Below are 24,231 nucleotides of genomic sequence, written 5' to 3'. Positions count from 1 at the left end.
AGGGCATGAGGGTGGGGGCATGAGCGCGCGGGAGATCTGGCCTGGAGGCGTGCTGCTGGCCTTGCTGGCGCTGGCGCCGTTCTTCGCATCCAACGTGGCGCTCAACTTTCTCGTCTCCTCCCTCATCGTCGCCCTGGCGGCGCAGGGATGGAACCTGCTGGGGGGGTATGCCGGGCAGCTTTCCTTCGGTCATGCCGCATTCTTCGGTACGGGCGCCTATGTCACCGCCGTCCTGCAGCTGCGCTACGGCGTGAATGCCTGGGTCGGGCTCGCGGCCGGCATCGCCTTCGGCGCGGCGATGGGATGGGTGATTGGCGCGCTCTCCTTCCGCGCCCGGCTGCGCGGCTCCTACTTCGCACTCGTCACTCTCGCCTTCGCGGAGGTCCTCCGCATCCTCGCCAATGCCGCGGACTGGACGGGCGGCGCGGCGGGACTGCTGGTCCGCATGGCGCCGGGCGTCGGGAACCTGCAGTTCCCCTCCCGCGGTGCCTTCCTGTGGCTGGTCATCGCCTGCGTGCTGGCAGTGCTGCTGCTCACCGCCTGGATCGCTCGCGGTCGCTTCGGTGCGCGGCTGGTGGCGGTGCGGGAGAACGAGGACGCGGCCCGCGCACTCGGGGTGGACGTGCTGCGGACGAAGCTCCTCGCCATCGCGCTCTCGGGTGGCATCACGGCGGCGGCGGGCTGCCTCTACGTGCAGAACTTCCTCTATCTCGACGCCAACATCGCCTATGGCACCTGGATCTCGGTGGAGGTGCTGATCGCCTGCGTCCTCGGCGGCAGCGGCACGGTGCTGGGCCCGGTGATCGGTGCGCTGGCGCTGCACGGGGCAGGTGAGGCGGCGAAGATCGCCTTCGGCGCCGTTGCCGGCCCCCTGCCCGGGGTCGATCTCGTGCTCTTCGGCGCGCTGCTGATCCTGGCCGTCGCCTTCCTGCCGCAGGGCGTGATGGGCGGGGTGCGGCGTCTCCTAGGGAGCCTCGGCCGATGAGCCTGCTGCGCGCGGAGGGCCTGTCACGCCGCTTCGGCGGCCTGCTGGCGGTGGACAATGCCTCCCTGGAGGTGCCGGAGGGCGGGCTGATCGGGCTGATCGGCCCCAACGGCGCGGGCAAGACGACGCTCTTCTCCCTGCTTTCCGGGTTCCTCGCGCCCAGTGCCGGCCGCGTGACCTTTCGCGGCGAGGACGTGACGGCGGAGCCGCCGCACCGGCGAGCCGCGCGAGGTATGGCCCGTACCTTCCAGATCGTGCAGCCTTTCGCCGGGCTGACGGTGCGCGAGAACATCTCGGTCGGCGCCTATCTCCGCCATGCCGGCCGGGCCGAGGCGATCCACATCGCCGAGGCCGTGGCGCAGGAGGTGGGGCTGGCCTCGATGCTCGATGCCCAGGCCTCCGCGCTCACGGTCTCCGGCCGCAAGAGGCTGGAGCTCGCCCGTGCCCTGGCCACCGAGCCGCGCCTGCTGCTGCTGGACGAGGTGCTGGCCGGCCTCAATCCTTCGGAGGTGCGCGACATCATCCCGGTGATCCGCGGCATCCGCGCGCGCGGCGTGACCATCCTGATGATCGAGCACGTGATGCAGGCGGTGATGAACCTCTGCGACCATGTCCACGTGCTCGCGGGCGGGCGCATGATCGCGGCCGGGGCCCCGCGCGAGGTCACGGCCGACCCGCGGGTGATCGAGGCCTACCTCGGCCATGGCGCCGCCGCGAGGATTGCGGCCCAGAGCGTGAGCCCTAACGCGACCGATGGCACGCATGCTTGAGATCACGGGCCTGCGCGCCGGCTACGGCCCGGTGGAGGTGCTGCGCGGCCTCGACATGGCGGTGGCCGCGGGTGAGATCGTGGCGGTGCTCGGCGCCAATGGCGTGGGCAAGACGACGCTGAACAAGGTGCTTTCCGGCGTGCTGCCGGCCCGTGCCGGCGCGATCACCTTCGACGGCATGCGGCTGGACCGCGCAACCCCCGCCGCCATCGTCGAGGCCGGGCTGATCCATGTGCCGGAGGGGCGCCGGATCTTCCCGAACATGAGCGTGCAGGAGAACCTGGAGCTCGGCTCCTACCGCCGTGGCCGCCCCCGGCGCGGCGCCAACCTCCACCGCGTCTTCGAGACGTTCCCGCAGCTGCGGGAGCGCGCCCGGCAACTCGCCGGCACCCTGTCCGGCGGGGAGCAGCAGATGCTCGCCATCGGGCGCGGCCTGATGGCGGAGCCCCGCCTGCTGATCCTCGATGAACCCTCCCTCGGCCTCTCCCCGCTGCTGGTGGAGGAGATGTTCGCCCTGATCCGCCGCCTGAACGCGGAGGGGCTGCCGATCCTGCTGGTGGAGCAGAACGTGGTGCAGTCCCTCGAGATCGCATCGCGCGGCTTCATCCTGGAGAACGGCGCCTTCGCCCTGAACGGGCCCGCCGCAACCCTGCGCGACGACCCCCAACTCCGCCGCGTCTATCTCGGCCTGTAAGGCCCTTGAGGCAATGATGAGCACGACCCTCCTGAAGCAGCGGCTGGCGGACCCCCGCCCTGTCACCGCCCCCGGCATCTACGACGCCATGACCGCCTGCCTGGCCGAGGCTGCGGGCTTCGAGGCCCTCTACGTATCGGGCGCCGCCATTGCCTATACGCGCCTTGGCCGGCCCGATATCGGGCTCGTCTCGATGACGGAGATGGCGGAGACGGTGGCGTTGATCCGCGACCGCGTGGCGCTTCCCCTGGTGGTGGATGCCGATAACGGCCACGGCAACGCGCTGAACGTGCAGCGCACCGTGCGGATGTTCGAGCGCGCAGGCGCGACGGCGATCCAGCTGGAAGACCAGACCCTGCCCAAGCGCTGCGGCCACCTGCAGGGCAAGTCGCTTATCTCCGCTGCCGAGATGGCCGGCAAGATCCGCGCGGCCGTGGATGCGCGCGCCAGCGAGGAGACGCTGATCATCGCTCGGACGGATGCCGTGGCGACGGACGGGCTGCAGGCGGCGCTCGACCGGGCTGCGATCTACGCCGAGTCCGGGGCCGACATTCTCTTCGTCGAGGCGCCGCGTGACCGCGAGCAGATGGCCAGGATCGTGCAGGTGCTGGGCAGTGCCTGCCCGCTGATGGCGAACATGGTGGAGGGCGGCGACACGCCGATCTCCACCTCCGGGGAACTGGGACAGATGGGCTTCCGCCTCGTGATCTTTCCCGGCGGCATCGCGCGGGCCCTGGCCCGCACGGCGCAGGATTACTACCGCTCACTCGCGGCCCATGGCTCCAACGCGCCCTTCTCGAATCGCATGTTCGACTTCACCGAGCTGAACGCGGTGATCGGCACGCCGGAGATGCTGGCGCTCGGGCGCCGCTACGAGGAGAAGCAGGCGTGACGAAGGTCTCCATGACGCCGGATCCCGTCACGCTGGCCATTCTCAAGGGACGGCTGGAGGGCATCGCGGACGAGATGGACGCGACGCTGTTCCGCTCCGCCTTCAACCCGATCATCGCCGAGGCGAAGGACGCCTGCCACGGCCTGTACCATGCCGAGACCGGCGAGACCCTCGTGCAGGGTACGAGCGGCCTCCCCATCTTCGTGGGTGCCATGGCCTTTGCCGTGAAGGTGGTGATCGACAAGGTGGCGCGGGACGGCGACCTGCGCCCGGGCGACACCTTCCTCTTCAACGATCCCTACGAGGGAGGCACCCACCTCAACGACTTCCGCCTGGTGCGGCCGGTCTTCCGCCAGGGCACGCTGTTCTGCTGGATCGCCTCGGTCGGGCACTGGCTGGATGTCGGCGGCAACGTGCCCGGCGGCTACAACCCCAAGGCAACCGAGAGCTTCCAGGAAGGCTTCCGGATCCCGCCCGTGCGCCTGATGCGGGATGGCCGGATCAACCAGGACATCGTGGACATCCTGGCGGCCAATTCCCGCGTGCCCGCCTCCAACTGGGGCGACCTGAACGGGCAGCTGAACGCGCTGGATCTCGGCGAGCGCCGTCTCGGCGCACTGATCGACGAGCACGGCGAGGAGCTTGTCCAGGGTGCCTTCACCGCCTTCTCCGCCCGTGCGGAAGCCTTGATGCGTGCCGCCATCGCCGGCCTGCCCGACGGCACCTATGCCTTCGAGGACGTGCTGGACAATGACGGCATCACCGACGAGATGCTGACCATCGCGCTCGACCTCACCATCGCGGGGGAGGAGATGGTGCTCGACTTCACCCGCTCCTCGGCGCCCGCGCAGGGACCGGTCAGCATCAGCCGCGCCACCACCATCGCGGGCTGCTACGTCGCGCTCAAGCACGTGTTCACCGAGGTGCCGGCCAATGCCGGCTGCCTGCGACCCATTCGCTTCGTGGTGCCGGGTACCACGCTGCTCGGCGCGGGCGCGCCGCATCCGATGGCGGGCTACACCGAGACGGTTCTCCGGCTAATCGGCGTGATCTTCGGCGCCCTGGCCAAGGCCGACCCGGCTCGCGCCACTGCGGCGCCCTTCGGCACGATCAATGCGCTTTCCATGGCCGGGTACCGGAAGGATGGCTCGCGCTGGGTGATGTTCTCCTTCTTCGGCGGCGGGCTCGGCGGCAATCCGGAGAGCGACGGGCTGAGCCACGCCAACAACCCCATCTCCACGGCAACCATTCCGCCCGTGGAGATCCTGGAGGCTGCCTATCCCGTGATGTTCAAGCAGTGGGCGCTGCGACCCGGTTCTGCGGGCGTGGGCGAGCACCGCGGCGGCCTCGGCGCGGTCTATGAGATCGAGGCACTGGTGCCGGCCAGCGTCTCCTTACTGGGAGAGCGCGGCAAGGTCGCGCCCTTCGGCGTGGGAGGCGGCGGTTCGGCCGCGCTCAACCGCTTCTCCTGGGCTACGGCGGAGGGAAGGGGAACGCCGCCCATGGTGTCCAAAATCACCGACATCCAGCTTGGCGCGGGGCAGAGCGTACGCCTGGAGACGCCCGGGGGCGGTGGCTGGGGCGATCCGGCATTGCGCGACCCGGCGGCCTCGGCGCGCGATGCGCGGCTGGGCTACGTGGCGCCGGAGAACCTGGCATGAGCGGCGCCAAGGTCGTCGGTGTCGATGTCGGCGGCACCTTCACCGATCTCTTCCTCTTCGACGAGGCGAGCAGGAGCTTCCGCACCGCCAAGGTTCCCTCGAACCGCGGCGACGAGGCGGTGGGCTTCCTCAACGGCCTCCGGCAGTTCGGCGCCGTCTCCGACCTTGCCTCCGTTGTCCACGGCACCACGGTTGGCACCAACGCGCTGCTGGAGCGCAAGGGCGCCAAGGTCGGCCTCATCACCACGCGCGGCTTTCGCGACGTGATCGAGATGCGCCGCCGCGATCGGCTGCGCACCTGGGGTCTCTGGGGCGACTTCATCCCCGTGGTCGACCGCGATTTCCGGCTGGAGGTGGATGAACGCATCCTGGCCGATGGCACCGTCCGCCAGCCCGTTGATGCCGAGGCCGTGCGCGCGGCCGTGCGGCAGCTCGTCGCGCAGGGGGCGGAGGCGCTCGCTATCGTCTTCATCAACGCCTATGCGAATCCGGAGAACGAGAGGGCCGCCCTGGCCGCGGCGGCCGAGGTCTGGCCAGGCGATTCCATCTCCTGCTCCTCCCAGATCCTGCCGGAGATCCGCGAGTTTGAGCGCTCCTCCACCACCGCGCTGAATGCCTACCTGCAGCCCGTGGTGGGTTCCTATCTCGGGAAACTCGACGCGGCGCTGCAGGGCGACGGCTTCACCGGGCGCTTCCACATCGTGCAGTCCAACGGTGGCGTCATGTCCACCGAATCAGCCAGGCGCATGCCTGTGCGGACAGCCCTCTCGGGCCCGGCCGCCGGGGTGATCGCGGCCGCTGCCATCGCGCGCGCGGCCGGCTTCCCCGACGTGGTCACAGGCGATCTCGGCGGAACCTCCTTCGACGTGTCGCTGGTGGTCGACGGCGAGACCGCGCTGGCGGCGCAGACCACCATTGATTTCGGCCTGGTGATCCGCACGCCGATGATCGAGATCACCACCATCGGCGCCGGCGGCGGGTCCATCGCCCGCGTCGATGCCGGCGGGCTGCTGCAGGTGGGGCCGGAGAGCGCGGGATCGCGCCCCGGGCCTGTCTGCTACGCCGGGGGCAACACGCGCCCGACGCTGACGGACGCCAATGTCGTGCTCGGCCGCATCAATGCGGAACGCCCGATCGGCGGCGGCCTCGATCGGTTGGACGTGGAGGCGGCGAAGGCCGCCATCCTGGAGCATGTCGGTCGCCCGCTCGGCCTCGACGCCATGGCGGCCGCGGAGGCCATCCTGCGCGTCGCGAACGGTCATATGGCCGGCGCCATCCGCCTCGTCTCGATCGAGCGCGGGCATGACCCGGCGCGCTTCGCCGCCGTGCCGTTCGGCGGCGGCGGTGCGCTGCATGCCGGCGCCTTGATTCGCGATGTCGGGCTGAAGGCGGCGCTGGTGCCGCGCTTCCCCGGCATCAACTCGGCACTGGGCTGCGTCATCGCGGATATCCGGCATGACGGGGTTCGCACCGTCAGCCTCTCCCTGGATGGCGTGGACGCCGCTGCGCTGGACCGCCTGATGGTTTCGGAAGCCAGGGCCCTGTGCGCCGTGGTCGCCGATGCCGGACTGCCGGTGGAGCGGATCGACACGGTTTTCGCGCTCGACATGCACTATGCCGGGCAGACCCACACGGTCTCGGTGCCGCTGCCTCTCGAGGTTGCGGAGGGCACGACGGGGGTGACGGAGGCGGCGATCCGGCAGGCCTTCGAGGCGGCCTATCAGGCCAGCTTCAGCCGCCTGCTCACCGGCGTGCCAGCGCGCATCGTCAACCTGCGCACCGCCGCCGTCGGCCGGCGCCCGCACTTCGACCTGTCCGCCCTGGCGCCCGGTTCCGGCGCCTCGATGGAGGCAGCTCAGCGCGGTACACGGCCGGTCTGGTTCGGCGGCGCATGGCATGAGACGGCGATCCTCTCGCGCCTCGACCTGCCGGTGGGCGCCGTGGTGCATGGCCCGGCCATACTGGAGCAGCCGGATGCCACCACCGTGGTCGACCCCGGCCTCATCGCGCGGGTGGATCACCTGGGCAATGTCATCATAACAGGCGCGGCCAGCCGCGAGGAGGCAGCAGCGTGAGTCATGCCCCGGTTCCCGCCTCGAAAACCGCGCTGCTGATCTTCGACCTACAGAACGACTTCATCCATCCGGATGGCGCCTACGCGCGCGGCGGCCAGGGCGATCCCGCCATCGCCGCTCTGCCAGGCAAGCTCGAGCCGCTGGCCCGTGCGATGCGCGCGGCGGGCGGCTGGATCGTCTCCACCCACTTCACCCTAATCCCCGGCAAGGGCGGCGAGCCTATCATCTCGCCACATCTCAAGGCACTGCGCCCCTTCCTGCGGAAAGGCGACTTCCAGCCCGGCGCCTGGGGGCACCAACTGGTCGATGCACTGCAGCCGAGCGACCTGATGATCGAGAAGGTCGCCTATTCCGCCTTCTACATGACCCGCTTCGAGTGGCTGCTCCGCAAATGCGGGATCGAGCGCCTGGTCGTGGGCGGCATCGTCACCAATGGCGGGGTGGCGACGACGGTGCGGGACGCGCATGTGCGCGACATCGACGTGACCGTGCTGTCCGACGGCTGCGCGGCCTTCGGCCTCGAGACCCATGAGGCGGCCATCACAGCCCTGCGCTCCGTGGCCCAAATCGCCACCATTGGGGAGGTGATGGCCGAGCTGGGCCACGCCGCATGACCGTGCTGCCGGCCGGCGGGGGTTATGAAGTCACCATCCCCGTTGTGGTGGTCGGCGCCGGCGCTGCCGGCCTCTGCGCCGCCCTGGCCGCGCGGGAGGCCGGGGCCGAGGTGCTGGTGCTGGAGCGCGACCCGGTGCCGCGCGGCTCCACCGCCCTCTCCGCCGGGCTCGTCCCTGCTGCCGGCACGCGCTGGCAGCGGGAGGCCGGCATCGCCGACACCCCCGAGGCCTTCGCCGCCGACATCAGGGCCAAGGCCGAGGGCGAGCCGGACCCGGCGGAGGTCGCTTCCGTGACCCGCGCGGCCGGACCGGCCCTGGAATGGCTGGCCGATGCGCACGGGCTCGACTTCTCCGTCATCACGGATTTTCGCTACCCCGGCCATTCCGCGAACCGCATGCACGGCCTGCCCACCCGTTCCGGCCAGGAGTTGGTGGACCGGCTGCGACAGGCCGCCGAGGCGGCGGGGATCGATATCCTCTGCGATGCCCATGTGGTGGCCTTGCATGCCACGCCGGATGGCCGCATCGCGGGGCTGACGCTGCGGCGGCCGGACGGGACCGAGGACCGCATCGGCTGCATCGCGCTGGTCCTCGCCTGCAACGGCTATGGCGGCAACAAGGATCTCGTGCGCCGCCACATCCCGGACCTCGCGGATGCCCTGTATTTCGGCCATGCTGGCAATCAGGGCGACGCGGTTCTCTGGGGCGAGGCGCTGGGCGCCGCCACGCGCCACCTCTCCGGGCATCAGGGGCACGGATCGGTGGCGCACCCGGCCGGTATTCTCCTGACCTGGGCCACGATCACCGAGGGCGGCGTGCAGGTGAACCTGGAGGGGCATCGCTTCTCCGATGAGAGCCACGGCTATTCCGAGCAGGCCGCAAAGGTGCTCGAGCAACCCGACGGGCTGGCCTGGACGATTTTCGACGAGCGAATCGCGGGGATTGCCCGGCAGTTCGAGGATTTCCGTCTGGCGGAAGCCGCCGGCGCCGTCCTTGCGGCCGAGACCGTCCCGGCTCTCGCTGCCCTCACCCGCCTGCCGGAGGGCGCCCTGGCGGCGACGCTGCAGGAGGTGTCGCAATTCAAGAGAGAAGGTGCGACCGACTCCCAGGGACGGAACTTCGCCGGTGTGCCGGAATTGGTCGCACCCTATTTCGCCGTTCGCGTCACCGGGGCGCTCTTCCACACGCAGGGGGGCCTCGTGGTCGATGAAACTGCGCGCGTGCGGCGGATGGAGGGTGGCTCCTTTCCTAACCTCTTCGCGGCCGGTGGCGCGGCCTGCGGTGTCTCGGGGGCGCGGGCGTCCGGATACCTTTCGGGGAATGGGCTGCTAACGGCGGTGGCGCTCGGGCGAATCGCGGGCCGAGCCGCAAGCGAAGCAGCCTTTGAGGGAATGCGGGCCCGTTGATCCGGGAACCGGAACTGGGGTGATGTCAGGCGGGCGATGACGGTGGGGTCGGGAGCTTGCGGCCGATGCTGGCTCACACCGGCCTGAAAGCTCCTGCTTCGGTCGAGGGGGCGCGGTAGCTGCCGGGATCGCCTAGGCCGGGCGACACTTTCCTGAGGTTGGCCGGTTCCGGGACAACACCCGCAGCAACTGGTTCTTCGCCTTCCCCGAGCAGCGCCCGGCAGGCAAACCGCTCCGCGACGCCGGGTTTGAACACCTCAGCGCGGGTGCCAAGATCACGGTAAGGCACCTGCCGCTGGATGGAGCTGTCCTGCCAGAGGTGTGCGTCGCCATGAACGCCACCCCCCGGCCGATGGTGGCCGCCACCGATGGCGTAATGTAGGCGGCGGTGAGTTGCCCTGGCCTGCGACCTGCGCTTGGCCGTGTCCAAGCCAGCGCCAGCCACTCGGATGACGAGCGTACCCACTGCATTCAGGCCGAGCGCTGGATGGATGATCCAACGGCTGAACTGGCGCTGGAGGCTATGGGTGACGTGCTGACCTACCCGCAGCGCAACCGTATGCCCTATTCCCTCGTGCACAGCCGTAGCGCCATGCGGAGCGGCCGAGGTGCAGCGTGCCGCGCAGCATCACCACCTCGTCCGGCGCTGCCGGGTCTTCCACCCGTGCGAGGAGCAGGTCCAGGCCGCGCCCGACCACGGATTGCAACGGTTGAACGATGGTCGTCAGCTCGTAAGGGGGCTTCAGCGCCGCCGCCACGCCATCAAACCCGACCACAGACACGCCGCCCGCTTCTCCCACCGGCACGGAGTTGGCACGTAATGCGTCGATCACGCCCATGGCCATCCCGTCGCTCACGGCGAAGATGGCATCAGGCCGCTTCCCGGGTGACATGGTCGCGACCTGCGTGCCGGCCGCCCACCCTCCCTGCCTGGTGGAGCCGCCGTCGAAGCGCACGGCCAACGCGTGGCCCCGCTCCGCCAGCCGGGCCACGAAGCCGCGCTCCCTGTCCAGGCTCGTCGAGGTGTCGACATGGCCCCCGACCACCGCGTGGCGCTGGTGACCGGCATCGATGAGCCAGTCGGCGAGGCGCGCGCCTCCCTCGACGTTGTCGCAGTACACGGCCGTGCCGTGCTCCCGCGCCACGCGATTCACCATGACCAGCGGCACCGCGTTCTCCCGGCAGATCGCCGCGATACGAGAGGGCAGCACGGCCGAGGTCACGATGCACCCGTCCAACTGGTACTGCAGCAGGGCCTGGGCGGTGCGGTCCTCCATGGAGCCCTCACCCGCGTGCAGGATCACCAGACGCTGCCCGCGCTCCGCTGCTTGGGCGACCAACTCCTCCAGCAGGTCCGGATAGAAGGGGTTGTGCATCGGCCCGAGCACGAGCCCGATCAATCCGCTGCGCCCGCCGAGCAGCGTTCGCGCCATCGCGTTCGGCGCGTAGCCCGTCTCTGCCGCCAACGCCTCGATCCGCTTGCGGGTCGTTGGAGAGATCCGACCATCCCCGCGGAGGGCGCGGGACACGGTAGACGCCGAGACCCCGGCAGCCCCGGCGAGGGAGAGCAGTGTTGCGCGGGCCGGCCGGAGGCGTGAGGCGGGCAGATCCATGCGGCAATGCTAGCATGTCCTCCTCGCGAGCAAAGCTTTGCACGACCACGATCCTTGCGGGCGAAGAATTGGCGCTGCAGCGCAGCAGAGATGTCGTGCAAACCTTTGCCCAAAACCTCTTGATGGTCCCACAACGACCGGGCCATGCTCCTCTCAACCCTGCGGGTTCACGCGGGGAAGTAGAGAACGGGAGATGAAGCGGATGCATCGGATGATCCGGTCCGAGGCCGACTGGCGCCCTGCCGGCATAGTGAATTCGGGCCGCTGGCTGCGCCAGGTGGCGGAGGAGGAGGCCGCCGATCTCGGCGCCGCCGTGGATGCGCTGAAGGCGGGCGGAAAGCCGATGCTCGACATCACCCGCCGCGACGTGGCGCTCGGCCGCTTCGCCGCCGTACTGGGGGACGCGCGCGCCGTGGTGGAGGACGGGCCCGGCTTCATCGTGCTGCGCGGCCTGCCCACCGCCGGCCGCACGCCGGAGGAGAACAGGCTGATGGCCTGGGCCGTCGGCGCCCATCTCGGCGTGGCGCGCCCGCAGGGCAAGGCCAGCCAGCTCATCTCCGACGTGCGCGACGCCGGCGGAACCTACCGCAGCGGCAGCGGCCGCGGCTACAACACGAATGCGGAGCTGGACTACCACACGGATGGCAGCGACGTCGTAGGGCTGCTCTGCCTCAACACCGCGCGCTCCGGCGGCCTCAGCCGCCTCTCCTCCACGGTGGCGATCCACAACGAACTGGTGCGGACACGGCCGGACCTGGCGGAGGCGCTGTACGGCCTCTTCCCGCACAGCCGGCAGAACGAGGAGGCGGCGGACGAGGCGCCCTGGTACATGGCGCCGGTCTTCAGCGAGCGGGACGGCGCCTTCGCCTGCCGCTACATCCGCAACCACATCCGCTCCACCCAGGCCATGGAGGGCACGCCCCGCCTGACGCCGCTGCAGCACGAGGCGCTGGACACGGTGCAGCGCATGGCGGAGAGCCCGGACTTCTCCTTCGACATGTGGCTGGAGCCGGGCGACCTCCAGCTCGTCAACAACCACGTCCTCATCCACTCCCGCACCCACTACGAGGATTTCGAGGAGCCGGAGCGCAAGCGGCACCTCCTGCGCCTCTGGCTCTCCGTACCGGAGGCGCGGCCGCTCTCCCCCGCCCTGCTGGACGTCTACAAGAGCGTGGATGCCAACAGCGTGCGCGGCGGCTTCAAGGGGCGCGGCGTCACGCCGGAGCTCGTTGCCTACCAGGCCCGCGCCGCGGCCGAGCTCGGCATGCGCGACACGCCCTACAGCCTCTAGGGCTGCCCGGACGGAGCGCCCCGACGCTCCGTCCCAACAAACGGCCCCGCAAGAGGGGCGACCGCGGGAGGAACTGCCAGCATGACCATCCAGCGCCGAACCCTCCTGGCCGCCGGCGCGGGGCTTGCCCTCGCCCCAAGCGCCAGGGCCGAGGAGTGGCCGACCAAGCCCATCCGCATCGTGGTGCCCTACGCGCCCGGCGGTGGCACGGACATCTTCGCGCGCGCCCTCTCGGACAGCCTGCGGGGCCGCCTCGGCCAGCCCGTGGTGGTGGAGAACCGCGCGGGCGCCAACGGCGTGGTCGGGGCGGAGCAGGTCATGCGCTCCCCGCCGGACGGCACCACCTTCGCCGTCTGCACCGGCGCGCACGTGATCAACAAGTACTCCATGCGCAGCATCCCCTTCCATCCCGTGAACGACTTCACGCCCATCGCCCTGCTCTCCAGCTTTCCGCTCTGCATCGCGGTGAACGGGCGCGCCTTCCGGGACCTCGCTGGGATGATAAAGGCGGCGAAGGAGAAGCCGGGCAGCGTCAGCTTCGGCACGACCGAGGCCGCCACCAGCTTCGCCGGCAACAACTTCGCCCGCATGGCCGGGCTGACCATGACGGAGGTGCCGTACCGCGGCAGCGGCCCCATGCTGAACGACCTTGTCGCCGGGCACCTGCCGACCTGCGTCACCAGCACCGTCTCCGTGCTGCCCTACATCCAGGACGAACGGATCCGCGTCCTGGCCGTCACCTCCGACACGCGCTCCGGGCTGCTGCCGCATGTGCCGACCATCGCGGAGAGCGGCGTGCCGGGATACGAGTTCACCGCCTGGTACGGCATGTACGCCCCGCCCGCCCTGCCCGCGCCGATCGCGGGCCGCATGGCCGGCGCCATCGAGGAATCGCTGCACGAGCCGGCGCTGAGGGCGCGGCTGCTGGAACTCGGCGCCGACGTGAAGCCGATCGTGCTCGGTTCCTTCGCCACCTTCCTGCAGCGCGACGACGCCCGCTGGGCCCAGGCCGCGCGCGAGGGCCTCATCAACGTCTCGCAGTAGCCGCGCGGAAGGAGCCACCGGCTTGGCCGCCCACACCATCACCGAGAAAATCCTCGCAGCCCACGCCACCGGCGGGACCGCCCGCGCGGGCGAGATCGTCACGGTCCGTCCGGACGTCGTCCTTTTGAACGACGTCTCCGGCCCGCTCGCCTTCGAGAGCTTCGCGGAGATGGGCGCGGCCCGCGTCTTCGACCCGGAGCGCGTCGTGCTGGTGGCCGACCACTTCGCCCCCGCGCCGAACGTCGCCGCCGCGGCCGCCATCCGCATGACGCGTGACTTCGCCGCCCGTCACGGCATCCCCCACTACTACGAGCCCGGCAATGGCGGGATCGAGCACACGCTGCTGGCGGAGCTCGGCATGGTCGGCCACGGCAGCATCGTCTTCGGCGCGGACAGCCACACCTGCACCGCCGGCGCCTTCAACGCGCTCGGCATCGGCTTCGGCTCCACCGACCTCGCCGCGGCGCTGGCCATGGGGAAGTCCTGGATGCGCGTGCCGGATTCCATCCGCGTGGAGCTGACGGGCGCGCCCGGCCCCTACGTGGCGGGGAAGGACGTGATCCTGGAGGTGATCCGCCGGATCGGCTCGGACGGCGCCGCCGATGCCGCGCTGGAGTTCGGTGGCCCCGGCCTCGCAAACCTTTCCGTAGACGCGCGCATGGCCGTGGCGAACATGGCGGTTGAGGCCGGCGCCGACACCTGCGTGCTGGAGGGCGACGCCCTCTCCGCCGCGCGCAATGCCGCCACCGGCGCGCCGAACGGCCCGCCCGTCGCGGCCGACCCAGGCGCCGTCTACCGGCAGCGCATCGCGATCGACCTCGGCGCCCTCTCCCCCCTCGTGGCGAAGCCGCCATCCCCCGCCAACGGCGTGCCGGTGGGGGCGCTGCGCGGCCAGCGGGTGGACCAGGTCTATATCGGAAACTGCTCCAACGGCACGATCGAGGACCTGCGCCAGGCGGCCTCGGTCCTGCGGGGCCGTCGCGTCGCCCCCGGCGTGCGGCTTGTCGTGGTGCCGGCCACGCAGCGCATCTGGCGCCAGGCCCTGGCGGAGGGGCTGCTGGACGCGCTGGCGGCCGCCGGCGCCGCCGTCTCCACCCCCACCTGCGGCGCCTGCTTCGGCGGGCACATGGGCATCCTCTCGGCGGGGGAGACGGCGATCGCCACCACCAACCGCAACTACCGCGGCCGCATGGGCGACCCGGATTCCCAGGTCTTCCTCGCCAATGCCTGGGTCGCCGCCACGGCCGCCGTCGCCGGCGAGATCACCCCGCCCGAGGACCTGCGCGACGCGGCGGAGGCGGCATGAGCGACCCCCTGCAAGGCAGCGTCCACCGCCTCGGCGACGAGGTGAACACCGACGTCATCCTCCCCGGCCGCTACCTTGCCCTGCGGAGGCCCGAGGAGCTGCGCGCCCACTGCCTGGAAGGCCTGGATCCCGGCTTCGCCGATCGCGTCCGCCCCGGCGACATCCTCGCCGCCGGCCGCAACTTCGGCTGCGGCTCCTCGCGCGAGCACGCGGTGGTGGCGCTGCGCGCGGCCGGCATCGGCGCGGTGGTTGCCGCCAGCGCCGCCCGCATCTTCTACCGCAACGCGATCAACCTCGGCCTGCCCGTGCTGGTCTGCCCGGAGGCGGCCGGCGCCCTGCGGCTCGGAGAGACGGCCAGCATCGACCTCGCCACCGCCACCATCCGCCAGGGCGACCGCGCCTGGCAGGCCCAGCCCCTGGGCGAGGAGGTGCGCGCCATCCTCGCCGCCGGCGGGCTGGTGCCGCGCGTCCGCGCCGCCCTCTCAAACTGAACCAACCAGGAGACACCCCATGGCTGATCCCCGCCTCAAGGCCGCCATCAAGGCCGGCGAGTTCGTCGTCGCCCCCGGCATCTTCGACATGATCTCCGCCCGCGTGGCGGACCGCATGGGCTTCACCGCCCTCTACGCCACGGGCTACGGCACCGTCGCCTCCCATCTCGGCGTGCCGGATGCGGGGATTGCGACTTTCACGGACATGGTCAGCCGCATGGCCCGCTTCGCGGGGGGCAGCACCACCCCCGTGATCGCGGATGCCGACACGGGCTACGGCGGCCTGCTGAACGTGCGCCACACCGTGATGGGCTACGAGGCCGGCGGCGTGACGGCCATCCAGATCGAGGACCAGGAGGTTCCGAAGAAGTGCGGCCACACCCCCGGCCGCCGCGTGATCCCCGCCGAGGAAATGGCGCTGAAGATCGAGGTCGCCGCGGAGGCGCGGAAGAGCGACAACTTCCTCATCATCGCCCGCACCGATGCCCGCACCACCCTCGGCCTGGACGAGGCGATCCGCCGCGGCAAGCTCTACGCGAAGGCGGGCGCCGACATCGTCTTCATCGAGAGCCCGGAGAGCGAGGAGGAGATGCGCCGCATCGGCGGCGAGATCGACGCCCCCCTGCTCGCGAACAACGTCGATGGCGGCGGCCGCACGCCGATCCTCCCGGCGGAGGTGCTGAAGTCCATCGGCTACAACGTCGCGATCTACCCCGCCATCGGCTTCCTGAGCGTCGCGAAGGTGCTGGAGGAGGCCTATGGCCACCTGCTCCGGCAGGGCGACAGCCGCGGGCTGGACATCTACCCGTTCAGCGCGATGAACGATCTGATGGGCTTCCCCGAGGTGTGGGAGTTCGACGCGAAGTGGGCGCGCCCCGATCGCAAGCAGGCGGCCGAGTAGCCCGCCGCCCCGCCGTGAAGGAGCCGACCATGACAGGACCGATCCTCACCCGCCGCGCCCTCGGTACGGCCGCCGCCGGGCTGCTCGCCGCCCCGGCCCTGGCCCAGCGCGCCGCCTGGCCGGACCGGCCGGTGACGCTGGTGGTGCCCTTTACCCCCGGCGGCGCCTCCGACACGCTGGCGCGGCAGGTGGCGCAGCACTTCCCGCGCTTCGCCAACGGCCAGACCCTGGTGGTGGAGAACCGTGCCGGCGCGGGTGGGCTGGTGGGCGGCGCCTATGTCGCTGGCCAGCGGCCTGACGGGAACATCCTGCTGATGGCCGATATCGGCGCCAACGCCATCGGCAAGGAGCTGAACCCCCGCCTCGGCTATGACCCGATGACGGCCTTCACGCCGATCATCCATCTTGTGAACCTGCCGGCCGTGTTCTTCGCCCACCCCTCCGTGCAGGAGAGGACGGTGGCGGAGGTGATTGCCCGGGCGAAGTCGCGGCCGGACGCCTACACCTACGCCTCGGCGGGCGTGGGCAATGGCAGCCACCTCTTCATGGCCCTGCTCTGCCGCCGCGCCGGGATCTCCATGGTCCACATTCCCTATCGCAGCGGGTCGGAGATCGTCACCTCCGTGATGCGGAACGAGACCCAGCTCGGCTTCCCTACCCTCTCCTCGGCACTGCAGATGCTGAGGGAGGGCGCGATCCGGCCGATCGCCATGGGGAACCCCGGCGGCAGCCCGGCCATGCCGGGAGTACCGCCGGTAAGCGACATCTTGCCCGGCTTCGACATCGGCGTTTGGTACGGGGTGGCCGCCCCGGCCGGCATGGCGCCGGAGCTGGCCCAGCGCGTCAACGAGGTTTTCGCCGGGATCGCGGCCCTGCCGGAGGTGCGGGACGCGGTGTTCAATGCGCAGGCCGGGAGCGTCGTCGGTGGCAGCCGCGAGGATTTCGCGGGCTTCCTGCGGAAGGAGTACGACACCTGGACGCCGGTGATCCGGGAGGGCGGCATCCGGCAGGAGTAGGGCCGCCGATCCTTCCGCGCCGGATCGTTCGCCACCAGGATCGTGCAAGCGTTCCGAGGTGCTCGAGGTCTCGCGGCATCCGACCGCGTCGTCCTTGCCGGCCCTGACCAGGGGACCCTTGCGAGCCGCGCGGTCAAGACGGGCGCCATGGTCCGAGGTGCGGCGAGCGAACTCGGCCGGACGCTTGATCACGCCGAAACTGCCCACTCCGTTAGGCGCTCACGCAGCGCCGGTCCAGCGACCGCCTCCTGCAGCGCCTGATCTGATGGGATGCTTCCTTGGCGGCCGGAGGTGCTGCCACGGATGACCTGTTCTGGCTGACGAAGGCATGGGGCCGGTGGGTTCGGCCGTACGTCCCGGCCTCGCATGGGGTGCCGCGGGTCGACGATCAGCGCGTGGTCAGCGGCATCATCATCTCACCCGCAACGGGCTGCGCTGGCGCGATGCCCCGGCCGGGTGCGGGCCGCACAAGACCCTCTATCGGCAGCGACGCCGCATCGAGATCATGTTCGCGCGCCTGAAAAGCTGGCGCTGGCACCGCCATGCGCCGCGGCCGATGCGCCCACCCCTTCCTCTCCGCCGGCACCGTACGTTTCTGGATAGGTGAGACCTGAGCCCGGTGGACCGGAGGAACCGTCCGAACGGTTGCGGCCAAGTCACCAGGCACCGACCAGCTGCCTTTCCGCATCCGATGATCCTGCCGCGGAAGACCACCCGTCGTTCACGCGGCAAGGAGCTCGTCGGCGGGACCGAAGAACTCGTAATGGATTTGGCCGGCGGGAACGCCGAGCGCGGTCAGCCCCGCTGCGAAATCGCGCAGGAAGGGGCGCGGGCCGCAGAGGTAGTAGTCGGCCCCGGCCAGGGGCGTGTTGGCGCGCAGCCAGTCCGGGGTGATCCGGCCGGCCTCGTCGTAGTCGCGGCCCACCACGTCCTCGGGGCGCGGAGCCTCGTAGAAGGTGCTGGCAGTGATACGGCCGCCCGAGGCGGCGGCCAGGGCGCGCGCCTCCTCGCCCAGCGCGTGGGTAGCGCCGGAGAGGGTGCCGTGGACGAAGTGCGCGGCCGCGCCGGGGCGCCCGGCGACGGCGTGCAGCATGCTGAGCAGGGGCGTCACGCCGACACCGCCGCTGAGCAGCACCACGGGGCGCGGCGGCTCCTCCGGCAGGACGAAGTCCCCGGCGGGCGCGGCCACCTTGAGCCGGGTGCCGGGCCGCACCGCATCGTGCAGCCAGCCGGAAGCGACGCCCATGGGCTCGCGCTTGACGCTAATGCGGTAGCTCCGGGAATCCGGGGCCGAGGAGATGCTGTAGTTGCGCTTGAGGGGCGCGTGTCCCGGGACCTCCAGCCAGAAGGTCAGGTACTCGCCGGGGCGGTGGCGCAGCACCGGGCCGCCATCCGCGGGCGTGAGGATGAAGGAGGTGATGATCTCGCTCTCCGCCCTCCTCTCCGTCACCACGAAGTCGCGCCAGCCGACCCAACCGCCGGGGGCGGCCGCGTGCCCCGCGTAGATCCTCTTCTCGCGGCCGATCAGCAGCCCGGCCAGGAACCAGTAGGCCTCGCCCCATGCGTCCAGGATCTCCGGCGTCGCGGCCTCGCCCAGCACGTCCGCGATGGCGCCCAGCAGCGCGGTGGCGACGAAGGGGTAGTGCTCCTCCAGGATGTTCAGCCCGACATGCTTCTGCGCGATTCGCTCCAGGGCGGGGCCGAGCACGGCGGGGTTGTCGACGTTCCGCGCGAAGGCGAGCACGGCGCCAGCGAGCGCCCGGGGCTGAGAGCCCGTCTCGCCGTGATGGGACGCGTTGAACAGAGCCCGGATCGCCTCGTTCTCGAACAGCCGCTCATACATGCGGCCGGTGATGGCAAGGCCGTGCGCCTCCAGCGCCGGGACGGTGGCCTTCACAATGGCGATGGTCCGGTCCGTGAGCGGGCGGGGCATGGGCAGCTCCTTAAAGGTGCATGATAGATGCACCTTTCTATGTTGCTGCCCAGAAGGTGTAAAGGCGCTACACCTTCTTTTATGAGGCTGACCCTTCACACCGACTACGCGCTGCGGGCGCTCATCTATCTCGGGCTGAGGCAGGACCGGCGCGTCTCGATCCGGGAGATCGCGGAGGCGCATCGGATCTCGGAGAACCATCTGGTGAAGGTGATCCACAACCTCGGGCGCGGGGGCTTCGTGGAGACGGCACGCGGGCGAGGCGGCGGGCTGCGGCTGGCGCGCCCGCCGGAGGAGATCTGCGTCGGCGACGTGGTGCGCTTCACCGAGGACGATCTGGCCCTGGTCGCCTGCTTCCAGCCGCCCGGTGGGGCTGGTGGGGGCGCGGGCGGCTGCGCGCTGATCAACGTGTGCCGGCTTCAGTCCCTGCTGGGCGAGGCCCTGGCGGCCTTCATGGCCGTGCTGGACAAGGCCACGCTGGCGGAGCTGATCGGCGGGCCCACGCGCCTCTCCATCGCCGCCCGGCTGGGTCTCCTGCCTGCCGTGGCCGAAGGCAGCGCACCGGGCGAGGCCGCCCTGTGATGCGTGACTGGCTACGGGCCTTTCTCCCGGCGCCGATGGGGGCCGGCCTGACGGAGCGGCTGCGCGGCTGCTGCGGCGCTCTCGTCGGATTGCTTGTGGCCGGCCTGGCCTGCACCTGGCTGGCGGGCCCTGGCCTCGCTGGCCAAGGGGTGCCGCTGCTGATCGCACCGCTCGGCGCCTCGGCGGTGCTGCTCTTCGCCGTGCCGTCCAGCCCGCTGGCGCAACCCTGGTCGATCCTGGGTGGCAACACCCTCTCCGCCCTGGTCGGCGTCACCTGCGCGCAGTGGATCCCGGACCCGCTCCTCGCCGCGCCCCTGGCCGGCGCGCTCGCGATCGGGGCGATGTTCGCGCTGCGCTGCCTCCACCCGCCCGGCGGGGCGATCGCGCTGACGGCGGTGCTCGGCGGACAGGCGGTGACCGGGGCCGGCTACCACTTCGCCCTCTCGCCCGTCGCGCTGAACTCCCTGGTGCTCATGCTCGCCGCCGTCGCGTTCAACAACGCGACCCGCCGGCCCTATCCGTCCTCTCAACGCGCGGCGCGGGGCCATCCGCACGGGACCGCAGACCGCAGCCCCATGCAGCGCGTGGGTGTGCGGCCGGAGGACCTGGATGCCGTCCTGCGGAACCACGACGGCGTTTTCGACGTCGGCCGCGACGACCTCGACGCCCTGGTGCAGAAGGCGGAGATGCACGCCTACCGGCGCCGCTTCGGGGAGATCACCTGCGGGGACATCATGTCGCGCGACGTGATCGCCGTGCAGTACAGGACGACACTCGCAGAGGCCTGGATGCTGCTGCGCCGGCACGACATCCGCGCCCTGCCCGTGATCGACCCCGTGCGCCGCGTGATCGGGATGGTGTCCGACCTGGACTTCATGAAGCGACCGGAACTCGATCACTACGACAGCCTCAAGGCGCGCTTCCGACAGGTGATCCGCCGGCTGACGACGCTGCACGCGGACCGGCCGGAGGTTGTCGGGCAGATCATGCCGCGCGGCATCCGGACGGTGGCGGAAGGCACCCATATCGGAGAACTGGTACCGCTGATGGCGGATGCGGGGTTCCGCCACGTCCCCGTTGTCGACCACCACGGCAAGCTGTCCGGCATCATCGCCCAGTCCGACCTGATTGCCGCCCTCTACCGGGGCGGCCTGGTCTCCGGCGCCGGAAAGGTCAGCGCCGCGGCCTGACCGCCCCGGCCGGGATCCCCACCTCGGGTCCCGCGGCTGCGTGGAACGGGCCTTCGGAGGGACGGACCGGCACCGTCCCCCGCCCGAAGAAGGCCGTGAAGTGCCGCAGGACGCGCCCGGCCGCCTCCTCCGTTGCCCAGTGATCGCCGCGCGCGGGAATGCGCGCACCTGATCCGTCGGGGTGGGGCATCATCGACGTCGTGTTAGCCCAGGGGCCCTGCCCGTGGTCCCACCCGTGCGCGGCGCCCTCCAGCACCTCGGCGAGGGGAGCGAGATGGCGGCACGCCACCGTCTCGGCCGGGTCGTCGGGATGCAGCACCAATGCTGGTGCCGTGCGGCCAAGGGAGGTCAGCCCGGCGCAGGACGGGTAGAGCGCCGCCACCGGCAGGTCCGCCGGTGCACTGAGCGCCGCGCGCCCTCCTCCACCAAAACCGAGAAGGCCGATGCGCGAGCCGTCCAGGCGCCCGGGCGCGATCCTGCGGACGATGTCCCGCAGCCACGGCGAGTTCCGTAGCAGCGCGGCCGCCTCGGTGCCTTCCATCTCCACCGTGAGAACCGCGATGCCGCCCTCCAGGAGGCGTTCCGCGTAGGGCCGCTCCCGTCCATCCGCGCCGAGCTGGTCCGGCAGGATCAGGACGACGGGAACAGGGGCCACCCCGGAAGCTGGCAGGGAGAGCAGGACGTTCCCTCCCGCCGTCGGGAGGAAGATCGCGCCCTGCGCTGGTGCCGGGTAGGGTGAGAGCAGGAGCAGTGCCGCCATGAGGGCCGGGACGGCCCGGTTAGGCCCAGAGGCCCGCGCGGGAGGTCGGCGCCGTACGGCAAGTCGGGCAGCGCCCCCCAGCCATCCCGGCCATGCCTGAGCGAGAATGCTTGGAACCGGCCTCGGCGCAGCCATGGAGATGTCCCGATGCGGTGAACGCCGACGCTATGGCGCGGACCGCCGGGCGCAGGCTTCGGTGCCGGCCGAAGCGTCCCCGCGCGGATCTTGGCTACAGGCCTGCCGGGCGGAAGGCCGGGCAAAGTGCCTCGGCCTCCGCGTGGCCCTGCGGGCGGGCGAGGATCAGCGCCTCTTCCCGAACGAGATCGCGTAGGCCGTGAGCCGGGCCACGAAGATGTCGTCGGTGGGAAGGCCGATCCCCTCCGCGAGACGGGACGGATCGAAAAAGCCGGCGTCGCAGGTCTCGTTGGGCTCCAGCGCGGTGATCGCGATCGACCCGAGCCGGACGGCCTCGTGGGCGTCCTCGTCGGGCCAGCGCAGGGTGACATCCGTCGTCTGGTCGCCGGGCCGCGCGAGAAGCGCGAGGACGTCGAACCGGACGCGACGCGCTGCGACCCGCTGCTCCAGGTCACGCTGCAGGAAGTCGCCGGGCCTGGAGCGCGCCTCCTCGTCGGAGAGCGTCACCTCGCCTTCGGCCGGCACGACCTTGAACTTGATGAAGCGCGTGGCGCCCTGCGCGTTCGTCGCGGGATAGGCGTGCACGCCCCAGTAGGTCGTGCCGGCGAAGCTGCCGGGGAACGGCCTGCCCGCGACGAAGCGCGCCTGGTTCAGCGTCTCGTCATTCGCCTCGGAGAAGGTCCGGACCCGTGCCGGATCGGGGCTGCCGCCCGGGCCGGGGGCACGTGCCCGCAGGAAGGCGAGCATCTGATCCTGCGACCGGGCGAAGTGGACGGGCGCGTTCTCCATCAGGAACTCCGACGCGGCGTCGCCCGTCTCGATGCGAAAGCTGAAGCCGCGGAGAACGGCCCTGTTCGTATCGGCGACAGCCGGATTGCCGCCACCCACGGAGAAGCGGCCGGTGATGCGCCCGGGCCTGGTGAAGCTGACGGAGCGCGTGACGTGCGCGGCCTCCCCGGAGGGCTCGAAGCCGCCGGTCACGCACTGCCCCTTGGCGAATGTCGGCCGGATATGAGGGAGGTGGCCCGCATTGGCGCGAAGCGCGTCCACGATCTGCTCCGCGTCGGCAGCCTGGGTCGGCTGGGCATTGGCCGCGGCCGGGAGCACCGCCGCAAGCAGGAGGGCCGCGGAGAGCAGGGCAGCACGGCCGGTGCGGCCGAGCGGCCGGCAGGTCTGGGCACGCTCCACCACCCCCGACGGCACCGCCCCGTCGGTGGCGGGCAGGGCCGGATCTGTCGGGGCCTGGATGTTGCGAAGGGCAATGGCAGCGGAGGGCATGGCGGCGACCTCTGACGGGGCTTTCCGGACTATCCGGGGAACCGGACCGTCTGGTAGAGCCGGTTCGTGGAATTTGGGTGGTCCGGTTGTCGCGACCTTCGCAGGCCTTTGAGCTGGAGAACGAGCCCGGCACGCCGCTCTTCCTTCGGATCGCGCGCGCGCTGATCCAGGGAATCCAGCGCGGCCGGCTGAGGCGCGGTGCAAGGCTGCCCGGCACCCGGGCGCTGGCGGCGCAACTCAAGGTCAACCGCAACACGGTCGTTGCGGCCTACAACGAGCTGGCCCTTCAGGGCTGGATCCGCGTGCACCCGTCCCGCGGCGCCACCGTGGCCGAGGATCTGCCCGACGCGATCCCACCCTCCTCCGCGGTGGCGACTGTCACGCCCGGACACAATCCCGGTGTTCGCGCCCACCCGGCGGAACGGCCGCCCCGGTTCGTGCTCTCGGACGGCACTCCCGACCCGCGCCTTCTGCCTGCCTCCGAACTGGCGCGGGCCTTCCGGCGCGCGCTTCCCTCGCCGGCCTTTCTCGAGGCGCAGGGCTACGGAGACCCACAGGGCAGCCCGAAGCTGCGGCGGGCTCTGGCGGAGTTGCTGGCCAGCACGCGCGGGCTCGCGGTCGGCCCCGAGGACATCCTGCTGACGCGCGGGAGCCAGATGGGCCTGTTTCTCGCCGCGCGGGCCATCGCCGGGACCGAGCCGGCCGCCATCGCCGTGGAGGACCCGGGCTATCCTCTCGCCTGGGAAGCTTTCCGGATGGCCGGGGCGCGTGTGGTCGGGACGCCCGTCGACCGCGAGGGGATCAGCGTCGACGCGCTCCGCGACCTGGCCGGGCGGGAGAGGACCCTTCGCGGCGTGCTCGTCACGCCGCACCACCAGTACCCGACCACCGTCACCCTCGGCGCCGGGCGGCGCCTCGCCCTGCTGGCGGCCGCCGCCGAGCACAACCTGACCGTCATCGAGGACGACTACGATCAGGACTACCGCTTCGAGGGCCGGCCGATCCTGCCCCTGGCCGCCTCGGCCTCGTTCAGCTCGGAAAGCCCGGTCATCTACCTCGGTTCCCTCTCGAAGCTCCTCGCGCCCGGCCTACGGCTGGGCTACGTCGTCGCCTCGCCCGACCGGCTCCGCCGGATGACCGCCGCGCGCCAGGCCATCGACCGCCAGGGCGACGTGCCGCTCGAGATCGGGATCGCCGAGCTGCTGCAGGACGGCGAGCTCGCCCGGCACGCACGCAGGGCGCGCAAGATCTACCTGGAACGGCGCGACCTGCTGGTCTCCGGCCTGAGGCGTGAGCTCGGCGACGCGCTCTCCTTCCACCTTCCTGCAGGCGGCCTGGCGATCTGGACGTCCGTGAGGCGCGACATCGACGCGGAGCTCTGGGCATCGGAGGCGCTGCACCAGGGGCTCGCGGTCTCGTCCGGCGTCCGCTTCGCGCTCGGTGCAGAGGGCATGCAGAACGCGTTCCGCCTGGGCTTCGCGTCGCTCAACGGTGCGGAGATGGAGAATGCCGTGCGGATCCTCGCCCGGAGCAGGCCGCGGTAGCGGTCCACCAGTTGCCCCGTTCCCGCTGCTCGGGCGTTGAACGGGCGCCA

At 71.2% G+C, this 24,231-nt stretch carries 21 protein-coding genes and 1 pseudogene; 18 read left to right on the top strand and 4 right to left on the bottom strand.

The window, feature by feature from the left end; genetic code table 11:
- Positions 1–19 precede the first annotated feature (19 nt).
- The 8 genes from VQH23_RS06195 to VQH23_RS06160 are packed head-to-tail and all read left to right on the top strand — an operon-like array spanning position 20 to position 9,097.
- Positions 20–985 carry a branched-chain amino acid ABC transporter permease gene (locus VQH23_RS06195; protein ID WP_338664757.1) on the top strand — a complete coding sequence of 322 codons (966 nt, stop codon included), beginning with the start codon at positions 20–22 and terminating at the stop codon, positions 983–985.
- Complete coding sequence (locus tag VQH23_RS06190; RefSeq protein ID WP_338664756.1) at positions 982–1,755, top strand: ABC transporter ATP-binding protein; 774 nt, start codon at positions 982–984, stop codon at positions 1,753–1,755. Before VQH23_RS06195 ends, VQH23_RS06190 begins: the two co-directional genes overlap by 4 nt.
- Entirely contained in the window at positions 1,748–2,449 is a 702-nt protein-coding gene (locus VQH23_RS06185) for an ABC transporter ATP-binding protein (protein ID WP_408904327.1), read from the top strand. The genes VQH23_RS06190 and VQH23_RS06185 overlap by 8 nt, the downstream gene beginning before the upstream one ends.
- A 16-nt stretch (positions 2,450–2,465) precedes the next feature.
- Positions 2,466–3,341 carry an isocitrate lyase/PEP mutase family protein gene (locus VQH23_RS06180; RefSeq protein WP_338664754.1) on the top strand — a complete coding sequence of 292 codons (876 nt, stop codon included), beginning with the start codon at positions 2,466–2,468 and terminating at the stop codon, positions 3,339–3,341.
- Positions 3,338–5,002 carry a hydantoinase B/oxoprolinase family protein gene (locus VQH23_RS06175; protein ID WP_338664753.1) on the top strand — a complete coding sequence of 555 codons (1,665 nt, stop codon included), beginning with the start codon at positions 3,338–3,340 and terminating at the stop codon, positions 5,000–5,002. The genes VQH23_RS06180 and VQH23_RS06175 overlap by 4 nt, the downstream gene beginning before the upstream one ends.
- On the top strand, positions 4,999–7,077 hold the full coding sequence (locus VQH23_RS06170) for a hydantoinase/oxoprolinase family protein (RefSeq protein WP_338664752.1): 2,079 nt from the start codon (positions 4,999–5,001) through the stop codon (positions 7,075–7,077). The genes VQH23_RS06175 and VQH23_RS06170 overlap by 4 nt, the downstream gene beginning before the upstream one ends.
- On the top strand, positions 7,074–7,691 hold the full coding sequence (locus VQH23_RS06165; protein ID WP_338664751.1) for a cysteine hydrolase: 618 nt from the start codon (positions 7,074–7,076) through the stop codon (positions 7,689–7,691). Before VQH23_RS06170 ends, VQH23_RS06165 begins: the two co-directional genes overlap by 4 nt.
- Positions 7,688–9,097 carry an FAD-dependent oxidoreductase gene (locus tag VQH23_RS06160; RefSeq protein ID WP_338664750.1) on the top strand — a complete coding sequence of 470 codons (1,410 nt, stop codon included), beginning with the start codon at positions 7,688–7,690 and terminating at the stop codon, positions 9,095–9,097. The genes VQH23_RS06165 and VQH23_RS06160 overlap by 4 nt, the downstream gene beginning before the upstream one ends.
- A 521-nt stretch (positions 9,098–9,618) precedes the next feature.
- Here VQH23_RS06160 and VQH23_RS06155 read toward each other — a convergent pair.
- Positions 9,619–10,710: a LacI family DNA-binding transcriptional regulator gene (locus VQH23_RS06155; protein WP_338664749.1), complete on the bottom strand. Its 1,092-nt coding sequence runs from the start codon at positions 10,708–10,710 to the stop codon at positions 9,619–9,621.
- Positions 10,711–10,921: 211 nt separating this feature from the next.
- Between VQH23_RS06155 and VQH23_RS06150 the strand changes: the two genes are divergently transcribed.
- From VQH23_RS06150 to VQH23_RS06120, 7 genes and pseudogenes are all read left to right on the top strand, one after another.
- Positions 10,922–12,001 carry a TauD/TfdA family dioxygenase gene (locus VQH23_RS06150; protein WP_338664748.1) on the top strand — a complete coding sequence of 360 codons (1,080 nt, stop codon included), beginning with the start codon at positions 10,922–10,924 and terminating at the stop codon, positions 11,999–12,001.
- Positions 12,002–12,082: 81 nt separating this feature from the next.
- A complete protein-coding gene (locus VQH23_RS06145; protein ID WP_338664747.1) occupies positions 12,083–13,045 on the top strand; it encodes a tripartite tricarboxylate transporter substrate-binding protein in 963 nt (320 codons plus the stop codon).
- A gap of 22 nt (positions 13,046–13,067) precedes the next feature.
- On the top strand, positions 13,068–14,351 hold the full coding sequence (locus tag VQH23_RS06140) for an aconitase/3-isopropylmalate dehydratase large subunit family protein (RefSeq protein ID WP_338664746.1): 1,284 nt from the start codon (positions 13,068–13,070) through the stop codon (positions 14,349–14,351).
- On the top strand, positions 14,348–14,842 hold the full coding sequence (locus VQH23_RS06135; protein ID WP_338664745.1) for a 3-isopropylmalate dehydratase small subunit: 495 nt from the start codon (positions 14,348–14,350) through the stop codon (positions 14,840–14,842). Before VQH23_RS06140 ends, VQH23_RS06135 begins: the two co-directional genes overlap by 4 nt.
- Positions 14,843–14,861: 19 nt before the next feature.
- Positions 14,862–15,743, top strand: a complete 882-nt coding sequence (locus tag VQH23_RS06130; RefSeq protein WP_338664744.1) for an isocitrate lyase/PEP mutase family protein — start codon at positions 14,862–14,864, stop codon at positions 15,741–15,743.
- Positions 15,744–15,772: 29 nt separating this feature from the next.
- Complete coding sequence (locus VQH23_RS06125; RefSeq protein WP_338664743.1) at positions 15,773–16,759, top strand: tripartite tricarboxylate transporter substrate-binding protein; 987 nt, start codon at positions 15,773–15,775, stop codon at positions 16,757–16,759.
- Positions 16,760–17,037: 278 nt separating this feature from the next.
- Positions 17,038–17,255, top strand: a pseudogene (locus VQH23_RS06120) (transposase); the annotation flags it as partial.
- A gap of 225 nt (positions 17,256–17,480) precedes the next feature.
- Here VQH23_RS06120 and hmpA read toward each other — a convergent pair.
- Entirely contained in the window at positions 17,481–18,692 is a 1,212-nt protein-coding gene (gene hmpA, locus VQH23_RS06115) for an NO-inducible flavohemoprotein (protein WP_338664742.1), read from the bottom strand.
- Positions 18,693–18,773: 81 nt separating this feature from the next.
- Here hmpA and VQH23_RS06110 point away from each other — a divergent pair, with 81 nt between their 5' ends.
- Positions 18,774–19,274, top strand: a complete 501-nt coding sequence (locus VQH23_RS06110) for an Rrf2 family transcriptional regulator (protein WP_338664741.1) — start codon at positions 18,774–18,776, stop codon at positions 19,272–19,274.
- Positions 19,274–20,464, top strand: coding sequence for an HPP family protein (locus VQH23_RS06105; protein ID WP_338664740.1), 1,191 nt, complete (start codon positions 19,274–19,276; stop codon positions 20,462–20,464). The genes VQH23_RS06110 and VQH23_RS06105 overlap by 1 nt, the downstream gene beginning before the upstream one ends.
- Here the strand turns inward: VQH23_RS06105 and VQH23_RS06100 are convergent.
- Complete coding sequence (locus tag VQH23_RS06100; RefSeq protein WP_338664739.1) at positions 20,448–21,224, bottom strand: hypothetical protein; 777 nt, start codon at positions 21,222–21,224, stop codon at positions 20,448–20,450. The genes VQH23_RS06105 and VQH23_RS06100 overlap by 17 nt on opposite strands.
- Before the next feature lie 300 nt (positions 21,225–21,524).
- A complete protein-coding gene (locus tag VQH23_RS06095; RefSeq protein WP_338664738.1) occupies positions 21,525–22,637 on the bottom strand; it encodes a catalase in 1,113 nt (370 codons plus the stop codon).
- An 86-nt stretch (positions 22,638–22,723) separates the two neighbouring features.
- Between VQH23_RS06095 and VQH23_RS06090 the strand changes: the two genes are divergently transcribed.
- Positions 22,724–24,181, top strand: a complete 1,458-nt coding sequence (locus VQH23_RS06090; RefSeq protein ID WP_338664737.1) for a PLP-dependent aminotransferase family protein — start codon at positions 22,724–22,726, stop codon at positions 24,179–24,181.
- Positions 24,182–24,231: the final 50 nt, after the last annotated feature.

Origin of the sequence: Pararoseomonas sp. SCSIO 73927 (assembly GCF_037040815.1) — a bacterium.
GTDB lineage: Bacteria > Pseudomonadota > Alphaproteobacteria > Acetobacterales > Acetobacteraceae > Roseomonas.
Note: the sequence above shows the minus strand (reverse complement) of the source record. Positions and strands in the feature narration are given on the sequence as shown.

Excerpts from the sequence above, each read along its gene's own strand:
- VQH23_RS06195 (WP_338664757.1), top strand. The coding sequence starts at position 20 with ATGAGCGCGCGGGAGATCTGGCCTGGAGGCGTGCTGCTGGCCTTGCTG.
- VQH23_RS06190 (WP_338664756.1), top strand. The coding sequence starts at position 982 with ATGAGCCTGCTGCGCGCGGAGGGCCTGTCACGCCGCTTCGGCGGCCTG.
- VQH23_RS06185 (WP_408904327.1), top strand. The coding sequence starts at position 1,748 with ATGCTTGAGATCACGGGCCTGCGCGCCGGCTACGGCCCGGTGGAGGTG.
- VQH23_RS06180 (WP_338664754.1), top strand. The coding sequence starts at position 2,466 with ATGAGCACGACCCTCCTGAAGCAGCGGCTGGCGGACCCCCGCCCTGTC.
- VQH23_RS06170 (WP_338664752.1), top strand. The coding sequence starts at position 4,999 with ATGAGCGGCGCCAAGGTCGTCGGTGTCGATGTCGGCGGCACCTTCACC.
- VQH23_RS06160 (WP_338664750.1), top strand. The coding sequence starts at position 7,688 with ATGACCGTGCTGCCGGCCGGCGGGGGTTATGAAGTCACCATCCCCGTT.
- VQH23_RS06155 (WP_338664749.1), bottom strand. The coding sequence starts at position 10,710 with ATGGATCTGCCCGCCTCACGCCTCCGGCCGGCCCGCGCAACACTGCTC.
- VQH23_RS06150 (WP_338664748.1), top strand. The coding sequence starts at position 10,922 with ATGATCCGGTCCGAGGCCGACTGGCGCCCTGCCGGCATAGTGAATTCG.
- VQH23_RS06145 (WP_338664747.1), top strand. The coding sequence starts at position 12,083 with ATGACCATCCAGCGCCGAACCCTCCTGGCCGCCGGCGCGGGGCTTGCC.
- VQH23_RS06135 (WP_338664745.1), top strand. The coding sequence starts at position 14,348 with ATGAGCGACCCCCTGCAAGGCAGCGTCCACCGCCTCGGCGACGAGGTG.
- VQH23_RS06130 (WP_338664744.1), top strand. The coding sequence starts at position 14,862 with ATGGCTGATCCCCGCCTCAAGGCCGCCATCAAGGCCGGCGAGTTCGTC.
- VQH23_RS06125 (WP_338664743.1), top strand. The coding sequence starts at position 15,773 with ATGACAGGACCGATCCTCACCCGCCGCGCCCTCGGTACGGCCGCCGCC.
- hmpA (WP_338664742.1), bottom strand. The coding sequence starts at position 18,692 with ATGCCCCGCCCGCTCACGGACCGGACCATCGCCATTGTGAAGGCCACC.
- VQH23_RS06110 (WP_338664741.1), top strand. The coding sequence starts at position 18,774 with ATGAGGCTGACCCTTCACACCGACTACGCGCTGCGGGCGCTCATCTAT.
- VQH23_RS06105 (WP_338664740.1), top strand. The coding sequence starts at position 19,274 with ATGCGTGACTGGCTACGGGCCTTTCTCCCGGCGCCGATGGGGGCCGGC.
- VQH23_RS06100 (WP_338664739.1), bottom strand. The coding sequence starts at position 21,224 with ATGGCGGCACTGCTCCTGCTCTCACCCTACCCGGCACCAGCGCAGGGC.
- VQH23_RS06095 (WP_338664738.1), bottom strand. The coding sequence starts at position 22,637 with ATGCCCTCCGCTGCCATTGCCCTTCGCAACATCCAGGCCCCGACAGAT.